General features: G+C 47.9%; 10 protein-coding genes. 7 read left to right on the top strand and 3 right to left on the bottom strand.

The window, feature by feature from the left end; all coding sequences use genetic code 11:
• The first annotated feature begins 21 nt into the window (after positions 1-21).
• From ABD07_RS08700 to ABD07_RS08680, 5 genes are all read left to right on the top strand, one after another.
• Positions 22-1,845, top strand: a complete 1,824-nt coding sequence (locus ABD07_RS08700; protein ID WP_160817957.1) for a DUF2341 domain-containing protein — start codon at positions 22-24, stop codon at positions 1,843-1,845.
• The gene (locus ABD07_RS08695) at positions 1,842-2,246 is read left to right on the top strand and encodes an ExbD/TolR family protein (RefSeq protein ID WP_132427258.1); all 405 of its coding nucleotides are present in this window, start codon (positions 1,842-1,844) and stop codon (positions 2,244-2,246) included. Before ABD07_RS08700 ends, ABD07_RS08695 begins: the two co-directional genes overlap by 4 nt.
• A 12-nt stretch (positions 2,247-2,258) precedes the next feature.
• A complete protein-coding gene (locus ABD07_RS15280) occupies positions 2,259-2,933 on the top strand; it encodes an energy transducer TonB family protein (RefSeq protein ID WP_160817956.1) in 675 nt (224 codons plus the stop codon).
• Positions 2,934-3,000: 67 nt separating this feature from the next.
• On the top strand, positions 3,001-4,866 hold the full coding sequence (locus ABD07_RS08685) for a putative porin (RefSeq protein WP_205010678.1): 1,866 nt from the start codon (positions 3,001-3,003) through the stop codon (positions 4,864-4,866).
• Positions 4,867-4,883: 17 nt separating this feature from the next.
• A complete protein-coding gene (locus tag ABD07_RS08680) occupies positions 4,884-5,543 on the top strand; it encodes a hypothetical protein (protein WP_160817955.1) in 660 nt (219 codons plus the stop codon).
• Positions 5,544-5,672: 129 nt separating this feature from the next.
• Here ABD07_RS08680 and ABD07_RS08675 read toward each other — a convergent pair whose 3' ends face one another.
• Genes ABD07_RS08675 through ABD07_RS08665 form a run of 3 tightly spaced genes read right to left on the bottom strand, consistent with a single transcriptional unit; the run spans position 5,673 to position 9,514 of the window.
• The gene (locus tag ABD07_RS08675) at positions 5,673-7,496 is read right to left on the bottom strand and encodes a GNAT family N-acetyltransferase (RefSeq protein ID WP_160817954.1); all 1,824 of its coding nucleotides are present in this window, start codon (positions 7,494-7,496) and stop codon (positions 5,673-5,675) included.
• On the bottom strand, positions 7,489-8,763 hold the full coding sequence (locus tag ABD07_RS08670) for an ABC transporter ATP-binding protein (protein WP_160817953.1): 1,275 nt from the start codon (positions 8,761-8,763) through the stop codon (positions 7,489-7,491). Before ABD07_RS08670 ends, ABD07_RS08675 begins: the two co-directional genes overlap by 8 nt.
• Entirely contained in the window at positions 8,753-9,514 is a 762-nt protein-coding gene (locus tag ABD07_RS08665; RefSeq protein WP_164502803.1) for an ABC transporter permease, read from the bottom strand. Before ABD07_RS08665 ends, ABD07_RS08670 begins: the two co-directional genes overlap by 11 nt.
• A 618-nt stretch (positions 9,515-10,132) precedes the next feature.
• On the opposite strand from ABD07_RS08665, the gene ABD07_RS08660 reads away from it, so the two are divergent.
• Together ABD07_RS08660 and ABD07_RS08655 are read left to right on the top strand one after the other, a co-directional pair.
• Positions 10,133-12,778 (top strand): beta strand repeat-containing protein, encoded by a 2,646-nt coding sequence (locus ABD07_RS08660; RefSeq protein WP_160817951.1) that lies wholly within the window; start codon positions 10,133-10,135, stop codon positions 12,776-12,778.
• 124 nt (positions 12,779-12,902) lie between these two features.
• Entirely contained in the window at positions 12,903-14,438 is a 1,536-nt protein-coding gene (locus tag ABD07_RS08655) for a methyltransferase regulatory domain-containing protein (RefSeq protein ID WP_160817950.1), read from the top strand.
• Positions 14,439-14,445 lie beyond the last annotated feature (7 nt).

The following is a 14,445-nucleotide window of genomic DNA, read 5'->3' as shown; positions in this document are numbered from 1 at the left end:
TGATATGGGAATCGTTGGTTAATGAAGAAATTTTTGTTTATGCATCGTTTTATATTGCTGTTGATACTGACATTAGTGTCTGTGGAGGGTCGTGCCTGGTGGAACGATGCATGGCCTTCACGCAAACAATTGACGGTTGATGCGAGCATCACCGGGGCTGATATACAGGGTACCGTGCAGGATTTTCCGGTACTGGTGCGCCTGCACAGCGGTAATTTTGGTTTTTTTCTCGATCTGGCGGAAAACGGTAAAGATCTGCGCTTTATGCAGCAGGATAAAACCGCGCTGAAGCATGATGTGGAGAAGATCGATTCATTGGTAGAGCTTGGATTGGTCTGGGTCAAATTACCCGTGGTTCGTGGCGGTATCAGTAGTGACAATTTCACTATGTATTACGGCAATGCCAATGCGGCAAACGGTTCCGATCCCCAAGGCATTTACGATGTCAATCAAGTGCTGACCTACCATTTCAAGGAAGGCGAAGCGCTGCCTCAGGATGCGACGGCTTATTTACTGCACGCAAACGATTCCAAAGCCATTATCGATCCGAATGGATATATCGCCGCTGCTGCGCGCTTTGAAGGGCAAGGCGGAATTAAAACAGGCGCGCAGCCGGCGCTGGAGATCGATCCGGAAAATGGCTGGACATTCAGCACCTGGATTAGAACCGAGCAGGAGCAGAATGCCACGATTCTGCAGGCCAAGGACGCTACTGCGCAGCTGGAAATCAAGTTACAGGGCGCATTTGTACAAGCCAGTTATCAAAACGGCAGCGGCAGCGCGAACCAAACTGGTGCAATCAGCTTGACGCCGGGACAGTGGCAGCATCTGGCGCTGGTGGTTGAGAAAAACAATTTGCTGCTTTATCTCGATGGCGTACAGGTGGCTAATGCGCCGATTGCATTGAAACCATTTTCACCGGCACTTTTAATCGGCTCATCCGAAACAGGGGCGCATCTGACCGGTTGGCTGGATGAAGTGCAAATCGCCAAGATTGCGCGCAGTCCGGATTGGATTAAATTGCAATTCCGCAGCCAGAGCCCCGATTTTACCGTGATCAATTTCGGTTCCGACGAATCGGCGGAAGGCGGCGCCAGTGTCAGTTATGGCCGGATTATTCTGGAGAACCTGACGGTCGACGGTTGGGTCGTGATCGCGTTGTGCGGTGTGATGCTGGTCGTCGGTCTGATGGTCATGATTGGCAAGGGTGTCACTTTGAACCAGGCGAGAAAGGAAAACGCCGCGTTTCTGCATCAATACCGGAATATTAATGTCTCCAACTTGGATTCATTGGATCAAGACGACAACGAAGCGGATCAACCGGCCGAGGATTCCGATTTTCTGGCGATGTTTGGCAAGCACGACCACTTCCAGGGTTCTCCGATCTATCGTGTTTATCATGTCGGCGTACAAGAATTACGCAAGCGGATCAATGGCAACCAGACCGCACTGAGTTCCGAAGCATTGAACGTGATTCGCGCCCGGCTGGATGCCGCAGTTGTCCGGGAACATCAAAAACTCAACAAGAATATGGTGTTGCTGACAATCTCGATTTCCGGCGGCCCATTCCTCGGGCTGCTGGGCACGGTCATGGGTGTGATGATTACCTTTGCAGTGATCGCCGCAACCGGCGACGTTAATATCAATTCAATCGCCCCCGGTATTTCCGCGGCATTGGCCGCAACCGTTGCCGGTCTTGCCGTGGCCATTCCGACCTTGTTTGCCTACAACTATTTGCTGGTGCAAATCAAAGATATCACGGCTGATATGCATGTATTCACCGATGAGTTTCTGGCCGTGGTTTCCGAACGTATCGCCGAAAGACAAAAAAGGAGTGAGTCATGAAAGTTGGAGAGGACGACAAAATTTATGACGATATTAACATTACCCCAATGCTGGACGTGGCTTATGTATTGGTGATCGTTTTTATCATCATGACCACCGCGTCAGTGGAAGGGATCGCGGTCAACTTGCCGAAGGCCAGCAGCACACCGTCATTAAGCAAACCCAAAACCAAGGCCATTTCGATTACTCAGGACGGCACGATCTATTTGGATACCTATCCGGTATCAATTGCCGACCTGGAAACCCGCTTGGGTCAATACAAAGCGGCCAATCCGGATTTGCCGGTGATACTCAAGGCGGATGCCACGATTCAATACGAAAAGGTCATTGAAGTGCTCGATGTGGTGTCGCGGCTTGAGATTAGCCAGCTGGGCTTGGTTACACAGAAACTGGTGAAGTAGGGTTCGTCCGAAGTGAAAAAGAACGAGCACTGGCTACGCCGCCTGCCCATCATTATCGGAGTGATACTGGCTGTCAGTATTGTGGCGGTCATTTATTACATCCAAAGCCAGTTCGATAAACCGGTGCAGACTAAAAAACCAGTCCAGCAGATTACGGTTATCCAGCCGCCTCCACCTCCGCCACCGCCTCCACCCGAGGAAAAGATTCCTGAACCGGAGCCGCAACCCATCGAGGAGCCTGAGCCTGAAAGTGAGCCGGAACCGTCGCCGGACGATTCTGATGCGGACGCACCTGCCGGTGATGAGCTGGGACTGGACGCGGAAGGCGCTGCCGGGAGCGATAGCTTCGGTTTGCTCGGTAAAAAGGGCGGGCGCGGTTTGCTGGGCGGAGGCGGTGGAAATGCCATTTTGTGGTACGGCAACCAGGTCAAGCAAAGTTTAGAAGAAGAATTACAAACGCTGCTGGCTGACAGCGGCGCACGGAAAGAAAGATATAGCGTGTTGCTGAATATCTGGATCAATCCCGATGGACGTATTGGCCGCGCGGAACTGATCGGCTCTAGTGGTAAGAAAGATGTCGATCAGAGCATCCAGGCGGCATTGCCCAAGCTGCGCATCGCGATCGGTAAAGCGCCACCGCAAAATATGCCGCAACCGCTAAAAATAAAACTGATATCAAGGATTTAACGTGACGAAGCAAATGATGACTTTATTTACCGCTAACCTGAAACCTTCTCTTTTCAAGAGAAACATCATGATTTCGAGAACGATCATCGCCGTTTTACTGGCCAGCATGATACCGGTGCCGGTCATGGCCGATGAGAAGAGCGAATTGCTCAAGCTCAAGGAAAAAATCGCTAACGAGCGCGAGGAGCTTCTGGAACTCAAGAATACCACCACCAATTTGATCGAATTGTTTGTTGAGCAAGGGTTATTGGACAAAGAGAAAGCCAAGGTGCTAGTGAATGCGGCGAAAAAGAAAGCAGCGCAAGAAGCCAAAGATCAAATAGCGAAAGAACGCGCCGAAGAAAAACAGGTGGCGGAGCCGAAAGTTGTAAAAAGTACGGCGCCGGATAAACCGGCTGGCGAGAAAGTAAAAGGAAAGGGGCCGGTTTTCGTGGGTTATGTGCCGGAATTCGTCAAGGATGAGATACGCCAGCAGGTCCGCGCGGATCTTAAAGATGAAGTTGTTCAGGAAGTGAAGGCCAATGCGAAGAAAGAGGCATGGGGTGTTCCCGCTGCTTTGCCGGAATGGCTTAACAGAACGAGATTTACTTTCGACATGCGTTTGCGAGGTTCTCATGATTTCTTCGGAAACGGCAATTCCCCTTATCTCGATTATCTGGCGATTAACCGTGAAGGCGGTCATATCCCGGCGTTTCAGAACAATGCGGAATTTTTAAATACACAGCAAGATCGTTTGGCTTTCAGTCAGCGTTTCCGTGCCGGTTTTGAAATGGATATTACCGATAGCCTCAAAGCAGGTGTGCGTTTGGCGACCAGTAATATGCGAAACCCGGTTTCTAATGATCAGAATTTGGGGGTTACCGGGCAGAGCTACGAGCTTGCAATCGATCGAGGATTCTTGCAATACGATTATCGCGACGAAAAAGGCAAAGATCGGTTCAGTGTGTACGGCGGCCGTTTCCGCAATCCGTTCTTCTCCACCGACGTGATGTACGATTCCGATTTGAGTTTCGAGGGATTCGCGGCCACTTTCCGGCAACGTTTCAACGAAGATGCACCTAATATCAAAAACTATAAACCGCCTGCACTGGTGGATTTGGGCGGCCGCTTCGGTATTAATATGGGGCCGCAAACACCGAATACATTGTATGCGACCGTGGGCGTTTTCCCGATTCAGGAAGTCAATCTGTCGGAAAGGGATAAATGGCTTTTCGGCGGACAAGTCGGTGTGGATTGGCTGGTGCAAGATCAATCCCGCTTCAAAATGGCGGCCAGTTTTTATCACTTCCAAAATATCCGCGCCCGCGCCAATGCGAGCAATAGCTTCACCAACGATTGGACAGCGCCGCAATTTGTGCAGTGGGGCAATACCATGGTGCCAATTAACGTGAATGAAGGGAATGAACTTGACGGTACGCCGATCAATAGCCGTTGTACCAATATGCAAAGCTTCGTGGGGCAAGGTTGCTTGTATGGACTGGCATCCGGTTTCGATATCTTCAACTTTACCGCGTTATACGATTATGCTGGTTTTGCACCAGTTAATGTGATGTTTACTTTTGATTTTACAAAGAACTTTGGCTATAACGCCAATCGTATCCAGAACGAATTCAATAATCGCCTGCTCGATAATCGCAGTAAAACGACCGCGTATCAATTCCGTATGGACGTGGGTGACCGTGATGCGCTGAAGTTCAAGAACTGGAACGCATTCTTTGCTTACCGCTATATCGAACGTGACGCTGTTCTGGATGCCTTTACAGATTCGGTATTTCATCTGGGCGGCACCAATGCGCAAGGCTGGTGGATCGGGGGTAATTATGGCATTGCCAATAACACTTGGGTTAACCTCCGCTGGATGAGCGCTTCCGCTATTCATGGACCGACACTCAACGTGGATTCGCTGTTGCTGGATCTGAATGTGCGTTTTTAGATGAGAGGCCTGGATTAATGAGAATAAAAGAAACAGGATCAGCTGTTTTAACATCCTTGCTGTTTTGCTTGCTAGTATTGAACGCGCCAGTAATTCATGCGCAAGCGCCTAAGCAGAGTAATGCCGGGGATCAAGCGTTAAGAAAAGCGCAAGGCATGTTGCGGCAGATAGGTCAGGAGAAAGCGGCGCTGGAAGCGGAGAAATCCGAACTGTTGCAGCAGGTTAAAAATCTGGAAGCGGAAGTCAAACGATTGCAGCCGTTGCAACAAGAGATTGATCGTTATCGCGCCAGCACGGAAAACCTTCAGGGTCTTAAAGGTAAGCTGGAGTCTGATTTGGAAAAAGCGCAGAAGCGAGCGCAGAAACAATTAAAGAAACAACAGAAAATTATTGACCAGGCCCGTCAGATTCAAAACGATAATCAGCTATTGGTAGCTGCGGTGCAGGAGCGCGAGCAATGGATCAATGTATGCACTGCGAATAATACCAATCTGGTTGAGATTAATCAGGAATTGTTGAATAAGTATCAGAAGAAAGGTTTTTTTCAGAAGCTGGGTGAGCTGGAGTTGCTGACGGGTATTTCCAATGTAACGACTGAAAATTTGGTCGAGAGTTATCAGTATCGGTTGGAAGATTTGACGGTTACCCGGATTCAAAAGGCTGCTGAAAACAATTGATTCAATCTTTTTTGCGGCGATTTGGAACAGCGGCTGGCTGCGATGACAGCCAATTGGAACGTGCGGTTATTTCAGTAATGTAGAACTCGTACTGGCAGTTTTTCCCCGCTCTGCCGGGTTCTTTCCGGTTCAACGGAAATCTTTATCGCCGCTCATTAGCCACCAATGATCTTTCAGTGTCTCCGGGAGGGGACCATCGCTCCAGGTGTTTGCGGGTATATGGATGTTCACTGCCTGTTGAGTGCCGCCGGTAACGGCAAAGTGGCGGGCGAAATTCTCTGTAATCCGGCAGAACACTCTTGCGGCACCCCGCAGGCCAGCCAGCCTTCTGGCATGAGTGATCAATAGCGGGATTTCAGCCAAGGGCGCAATCAAATCAAGGATTTCACAACCTTCGGGATCGAAACGCAGTACCAGGATGCCGCGCGCGCGCGGGCTGAAACGGCTTTTTACCAGTATCACCTGGTAGCGTTGCTGCGGATGATTAAGGTATCGGTGCAGCACATATTCCCAATCGCGCACACCGACAATCGCGCCGTGCAGATCTTTGGCCATACGTTGCCAGCATTGATTAACCGTGGCTTTTGTAAGGCTGGTTTGATCGTGGCTAAGCAGGTGCAAACGGGTTCCCCACAATGGGAAACGTGATCGTGTGCTCCATGAGAATTCAGTCATGCGCCCGACTGCTGCATATAATCCATGTCGCTCCGCAATTTTCATGTGGCGTTCGTTCGGAAAGCCAAAACCGACCAGATAGGGTTTGCCATAGCCGATGAAGCGTTCCAGAAAAGTCGCCGTTGTCAGGAAAAATGGCCCCTTACGGGTGAGTATGCCGCGTTCACTGGTATCAACCATGACATCGCAAATCTGCACAGCCATTTGCGTCTGGCCGAAGAACAGAATTTTCCGGCCTACGCCGCCATAATGAGCGATCAGTTTATCGCCCCGCCACGCGCCCACTTGATGACTTAAATTGGAGCCGTATTTCCACTGCCAGATAGCCGGCGTCATGTCATGATGAAAGGTATCTTTGAACAATCCGAGCATTGCCGGGATATGGTTTTTGCCCAGAAGCTGCAAGCGCCATTTGGGGGGTGATTTTTTTCTGAAATGCAGCAAAGCGTAGCCACGATGGCCGCTCGCATATTTATTGCGATAATTCCGGTTAGATTCGTCCAGCTGTTGCAGTTGCTCGTTGTTCAGAGCAAGGTCTTGCAGCAGATTTCTCCGGTGGATCGTGGTCATCCGGAGCAGGTGATCCAATGTAGGAGCGGCCATCGTGGATAGATCCAAGTGTTCAAGCAGTTCGAATCCAAACCGCCCGGCCAGTTCTATGATGTCCTGCAACAGATGGAGTCTGCTAATCCCGACGCTATCATACTTAAGCGCGAATTCATCGATAATGATTAAGTCACCCGATAAGGTGAGCAGATTCATCGCTTTCTTGAAAATCAATAGCGGTTCGATGTATTGCGCCGATTCCTGGAATAATACGGCATCGAAGCTGCCGGGTCCGGCTGTGAATGCCTCCAAAGAATGGTGGCTGACGGAAGCTTCCGGCCCCAATGATTTCTGAATGTATTTTAGTTGTTGGATATCGGCAGTGATGCCATGCACATCATAACCGTGCTGGCGAAGTAAAGAAAAGGTGGCGCCAAGGCCAACGTCGACTTGCAGAATACGGCACGGAGGGAGCGGCAGCCGCGCCATCAGCAGATTGGTGGAGAATTGCTGTGCGGCGGTTAAGCTGGTTTTGTCATTCTCAAATAATCCATAATGCAGATAGACGGCTTTATCTTCCTGTAATGACAGGGCATGGGCATAGACATTCGCCGGAAATGTCAAATCTCTAAAGGGGGAGGATGGTGTAGACATGCCCGCAGCGGCAAAGGTGTCGGCCTGCCGGTAGTGCTGAGTGTCTGGTAGCGGATGATGATTAATTGACTTAGTCATTATGGGGAACTGCGTTATTTTCCCATTGATGAGGAATTGAAAAATATCCTTGTAAGCGCCCCGCTTGTTTGACTTGCAAGTTTGCTACAGCTTCGGCTGCATCATAAAGATGCAAACCGCGTTCACACAGCAAATATACATTAATCAGATATTCGCCTTTAAGCAGCGGCAACTGATCCAATCCGAGGCAAACCTGTCCTGCACCAGATGGCGCACGCTGCAGAGCAAATTGATCTTCCCATGTTGCTGCACTGGTGATCGTGCGTCCATCCTTTGCTTGTATTGTCATGGCGATGGTGGGACAGGGCAGCGCGGGATCGGAAGTAAACGCCACTTCCAGTATCATGCGAGACTCGCCGCTTGTGATTATAGCCTGTTGAACAGGCATATCATCGACATGTAATTTAATTCCTTCCAGACGCGCGCTACCGGTTCCATGTGGTGTATTTGCTGCCGGTTCAGTGCGAGCGGAGGCGGGAGTTTCAAGCGTTGCATTCCAAGCGTTTGTATCCAGAAATGTTTGATAAGCGGATACCACTTGCGCTGATTCACCATCCAATACGATCTCGCCTTTATTGATCCAAATGGCGCGTGCGCACAAGGATTCAACTTGAAAGAGCGAATGTGAGCAAAACAATATCGTTTTTCCGGCATCGCGCATCCGCATGATACGATCGAATGATTTTCGGGCAAAAGCGCCATCGCCGACGGACAAAGCCTCGTCGATCACCAGAATATCGGGGTCTACATTAATCGCAACGGAAAATGCCAGACGAACATACATGCCGCTGGAATAAGTTTTGACCGGTTGATCGATGAAGTCGCGCACACCGGAGAAATCAATAATGTGTTCAAGGCGATCAGCAATTTCGGATTGACTGAGCCCCATGATCGCCGCGCTCATGAGAACATTTTCGCGTCCGGTGAACTCGGGATTGAATCCGGCGCCGAGTTCTAGCAAGGCGGCTATCCGGCCATTGACTCGAACATTGCCGCGCGTTGGTGTTAAGGTGCCGCAAACCAGTTGCAGCAGCGTCGATTTTCCGGAGCCATTTTGGCCTACGATACCGACTACTTCCCCGGGCATGATCGTTAAATTGATATCGTGTAACGCCCACAGTTCACGATAGTATTGCCGCGCACCTAGCCAGCGGTGCGGCCATAAGAATTGTTTGAGACGATCCGTTGGGTGTTCGTACAGTTGATAGCATTTGGAGAGATTGAGTGCTGCAATAGCGGATTCAGAATTTGCGGTACTAAAGAACATCAGCAAATCCTTTGCGCGTTTTGTTAAACCACAGCAGACCAGTCCAGGCAATGAGCAAAGCGAAGAGATAGTACAGAATCAAGCTGCTCCAGTCCGGCAATTGCCCGTACAGAATGACTGCTCGCGCTTGCTCGATGATTAGAGTCAGCGGGTTAAGGAACAGGTAATCACGAACAGACTCCGGCAACGCGGAAGCAGGATAAAAAATAGGGCTAAGAAATAGCAGCATGGTTAAGACCAGGCCAATAAATTGGCCGATATCACGAACAAAAACTCCGATTGAAGCCAGTATCCAGGATAATCCCAGGGTAAGCAAAACGAGCGGCAGCAAAATCACCGGGAGAAAAATAATTGTCCATTCAATAGGATGACTGGTGATCAATAAAAAAGAAAATAATACTAAAAAACTAATCCCGGCATGAAACAGTGCAGAGCATAAAGAAATCAAAGGCAGAATCTCAAGGGGGAAAATGATTTTCTTGACATAATTAATATTGGCCAATATCAATCCGGGAGCGCGAGCAAGACATTCGGAAAATAAGTTGAATAGAATTAATCCGGTAAATAGCAGCAAGGCAAATGCAAATTCATCATCATGTATCGCAGGGCCGTTGTGCGAATCCAGCCGTATCTTAAACACCACACTAAAAACAAACGTATAGATAGACAGCATTAAAATGGGATTGATGAATGTCCATAGCAAACCCAGAAATGAACCGCGATACCGGCTAATTACTTCCCGCTTGGCCATTTGCAGGATGAGTGGATAGTGCTGCCGTAAAGTAAGAAAGCTATTAAAAAAAGTAGTATTGAGCAAATGCAAGAATTTGGATGGACAACAGTGAAATTGACGGGCGTATTATCGCAGAAAAATTAACAAAATATCGGATAGAAATGGGATGATTTAACTTGGTTAATCTCTTCAAGGCATTCTGAAGCGGATTGCATCCAAATTCGCTAATAATTTAAGCGCTTATTTGTCAGTATCGTATACTCTGCTCCGCATCGAGCGTTTTAATGGCTGTATGCGCCATATTATTTTGCAGTTGTTTTTACAAGTAATATGTGAGTCAGTGTGAGAAAAAGCACATTTTGCCTCTTATTTTAAATTTAGAATGTCAAAGTATTCTGTTAAGGTATTAAATATTCAATATTGTTGCAAATAAGCAACATATTCAATGTAAACTTCCATCGCATACTTGCAAAGCGGTTTTGTTTTCGGCAGAATGTACTTTAACTTGGCTTTTGTGGTATCTTCTGGTAGATATATTGGCTGCATAGAAGCCGCATAGAGACAAAGTGAAAAGTGAAAAACTTGCAAGTAATTTACTTTCGTAACTATTTTTAATTTCTTATCAAGGGAGCTCCCATGGCTATAAATGAGACACAGAAAACAGAAATTTTGAAGGTTGTTGCAGGGTTGTTCAATGCAGCGCCAGGCGGGATCTATCTGACTGAATTGGCAAATTTTGTATCGAGTGGTGGAACCATTCAGCAATTATCCAATGGATTAGCTGCCAACCCGATATTTACCACAAACGTTCTGGCTGGAAAAGTAACATTTGAGGATCAAGTCGATGTTCTGATGAGCCACTTCGGTGTTACTGCAGATTCTGATCCTGCTAGTGCGGGTTCTCAAGCGCATGACTATTTTCATGCGCGCCTTGAAGCGGGAGATAGCTTCGGTGATATCGTCTATAATGCGATAACCTTTTTGTCGACAACGACCGATGCTGCATTTGCCGAAGCTAAAACCTTGTTGGAAAATAAAGCCAAAGTTGCCGATGCTTTTTCTAAAGTAAGCACTTCAACCGATTTTAGTACGCTTCAACAAACTTTAAGTAAAGTAACGGGTACGGCGCCTTATACAGCGGAAGATGTCCAGGCGATACTGGATGGCTCGGGTGGTATTGGAAAAACCTTTACGCTTACTGTCAATCAGGATAGCGGCACGGCTTTTGTTGGTACTGCGGGTGTTGATATCTTCGAGGCGGCGGCTCAAAATGTTTCTGGTACTCTTACCAATACACTCCAGAGTGTTGACTCGATCGATGGTGGTGCAGGCATTGATTCTCTGAATGCGACATTGGCTCAAGCAGCCACCGTAGCTGCAACGATCAAGAATATCGAGAAGATCAATGTGCGGTTTGCTGATGGCGGTGCCAAATTGGATTTGGCCAATACTACCGGAGCAACCACGGTGACAGTTGCCGACAGCACAACTGCTGGTGCTGTGAACAATATCGGTGATATCGCATCTTTGGCTATCAAGAATCAAAAACAAGATGTCAACATCGGTGGTACTGCAGGTACTGCTACCACGCTGGCTCTGGATCTGAATACGGTTGGCGCCGATGGAACGAATATTATCTTGGATTTGGGTGTTGATAACGCCAGCAAAGCGACTACTGCCAACATCACGGCAAATAATGCATATGTCGATGTTAATTCGACTAATCCGGATGTATTTAAAACTGCATCAATTGCTGCGGCTGGTACTAACGTTCTGACATTTGAAGACAGCGCCGCAACACTTACTAGCGTTACTATTACCGGTAGCGGTGCGGTGGATCTGACAGGTAAAGCACTGGCTGCAGTTACAACTTTTGATGCTTCCGGTTCGACAGGCGCTGTTTCGGCCGAGCTTACCCAGGCTGCTAAAGCCGTCACCATTACGACCGGTGGTGGTGACGATGTAATTGATGGTGATGCGATTGCGACAGCGGGTTCTTCAGCAAACTTGGGCGGCGGTAATGATACGCTTTTCGTGGGTGCCAATTTAGCGGCCTTCGACAAGGGAGCGAATGGCGGTGATGGTACAGATATTATCAATATTACCGACGGTTCAACGTTGACTTCCACTACCGCTAAGTACATCACAAACTTTGAAACTTTGGATGTGTCTGGTGCTGCAGCAAGTGACTACGACGTTTCATTGAATAGTTTTGCTACTGTGCAGATTGATGAAGCTATTGCCGGTGCATTGGCTGGTGATATCAATTTCAAAAATGCTCCGGATACTTTTGTGTTGAACATTGCGAGTGAAGCGGAAACTGACGCAAACTTCGATGTTGCGAAAAACATTACTGTAACTGGCAAGGATTACACCGGTACTACTGCTAAGGGAACTGCCGAGTCATTTACACTGGTTGCTACGATTAATGATGGCAACAAAGATAACGCAGCAGATGGGGATATCAACGCACAAACAGTGACTGTAGCAGGTGTTGAGAATTTAACGATCCAAGCTAAAGCCGGTACACTGGATGGTGGTAGTGATGCATTGACAGCTTCGAAACATACACTGACCGCTAAGGTTGTTGCAACCGAAGCTGAAACCCTGACTGTTACCGGTGATGCATCCGTTGATCTTAGCAGTGTAACCACTATTGGTGCGGTAACGAAGGTAAATGCCAGTGGCTCGACAGGAGATGTTAAGATCGATTTTTCAACACACGCTAAAAGTGTCGCTTATACCGGTTCCGATGGGGTGGATACATATACTGCGGGTACAAAAGGTGACATCATCTACACCGGTAAAGGTGCCGATGTGGTTACACTTGATGCTAAAGCAGGTGCTGCAGGCGCAGTACGTGACACCTTTGTTCTGAAAGCAGCTACCGATTCTCAAGTAACCGACACCAGTAAAGATGCCCAAATTACTTTGGGTGCCGATACTGGATTTGATGTCGTTACAAACTTCGACTCTGTTGGTGATCCAACTCCAGTAGCAAATACATCCGATCGTTTGGATTTGACCAACTTCGGCTTTAGCGGTACTCAGCGGGCGGTTGTAGACGTATCTGGATCTGTTGATGGAACGACTGATTTAACAAGCATTATCGATCTATTCGACTCTCCGGCTGGCGATCGCGGTGTGGCATACACAAGCTTCGGCGGTAATAGTTATGTGTTTGTCGATGCCAATAAAGATGGTAATTTCACAGCGGCTGATGATTTAGTAGTAGAGCTGGCGGGTGTTACTAGCGTATCCGAAACCATGATCAACTTCTAATAGCGCCAAGAATTATTCAAGTTTGATCATAGTTTAATAAACCCCGCCTCCTGTTAAAGGGGCGGGGTTTTTTTTGGCAGTATAAATCTTGTTAAAAAGAATCGTTTAGATAAAGGGAATAGCGATGAGCAACTGGACTGCAGGGTATGTGGCTGATATCGGCTACACGTATGGTTATTATACTGAATTGAATCCGCAGCGGCTCAAATTGCCATTTCTTGCAAGTGGGCAGGTATTGCCTGAAGTAAAGACAGCATGTGAGCTTGGCTTTGGCCAAGGAATGAGTATCGCTATCCATGCTGCGGCTTCTCAAATAACATGGTATGGAACTGACTTTAATCCTGCACAAGCAAGTTTTGCAAGAGAAATTACAGCAGCTGCTGGTGCGGATGCATCAGTATTTGATGAATCGTTTGAAGAATTCTGTCTTCGTCCGGATTTGCCGGAATTTGATTACATTGGCTTGCACGGTATATGGAGTTGGATCAACGATCAGAATCGCCGGGTTATCACCGATTTCCTGCGGCGGAAATTGAAAATAGGCGGAGTGCTCTACATCAGCTATAACACGCAACCGGGCTGGGCACCTATGGTGCCAATGCGTGAATTGCTCAGCTCACATATAGATGTCATGGGCGCTAGCGGTCAAGGAATCATTAATCGCATTGATGCTGCTTTGGATTTCGCTGAGCGATTGTTTGCCGCCGAGCCGCTTTATACCAAGATTAATCCCCAAGTTGTAGAACGTGTCAAGCGTATGAAAGAACAAAGTCGCCATTATTTGGCGCATGAGTATTTCAATCAGGACTGGCATCCGATGTCATTCAACAGATTGTCAGAATGGTTATCAGCCGCAAAACTCGATTTCACATGTTCTGCACACTATACTGACCACGTTGATGCAGTCAATCTTAGTAACGATCAGCAAGTTTTATTGCAAGAGCTGTCAGATGTTACGTTTCGTCAATCAGTTCGGGATTTTATGTGCAATACACAATTCCGCCGCGATTATTGGGTTAAGGGTGGACGGCAGCTGGGAGCATTTGAACGTGGCGAGCAACTTCGCGCGCAACGGGTGATGTTGGCGTCGGAGAGCGCATCTGTTGAATTCAAAGTTGGCGGCGCTCGAGGCGAAGCGACGCTCAATGAGAATGTTTACCGCCCCATTCTGAACATACTGGCAGATTATAAACCGCGTAGTCTAGGTCAAATCGAGCATGAAATGAAGAATGAAGGACTGGTGTTTGCGCAAGTGCTGCAAGCAGTTATGATATTGGCAGGTAAAGGCGACTTGGGGCTTGTGCAAGAAGATATAGTCATCAATAAAGCAAAGCGAGCTACTGACAAGCTGAATCTTAATTTACTGAATAAGAGCCGCAGCAGTAACGATATTGCTTACCTTGCAAGTCCCATTACCGGTGGCGGTATTTCTGTTAACCGTTTTCAACAATTATTTTTGCTAGCTCGTAATCAAGGCATCAAGCACCCGCAAGAATGGGCTAAGTTTGTCTGGCAGCATTTGGAGATTATGAATCAGCGGCTTACCAAAGAGGGCAAAAGTCTTTCAACATCCGAAGAAAATATCACTGAATTAACGCACCAAGCGCTGGAGTTCTCGGAAAAGCGCTTGCCTATTTTGAAAGCACTGCAAATTGCGTGAGAATCAT

Origin of the sequence: Nitrosomonas oligotropha (assembly GCF_009833085.1) — a bacterium.
GTDB lineage: Bacteria > Pseudomonadota > Gammaproteobacteria > Burkholderiales > Nitrosomonadaceae > Nitrosomonas > Nitrosomonas oligotropha.
Note: the sequence above shows the minus strand (reverse complement) of the source record. Positions and strands in the feature narration are given on the sequence as shown.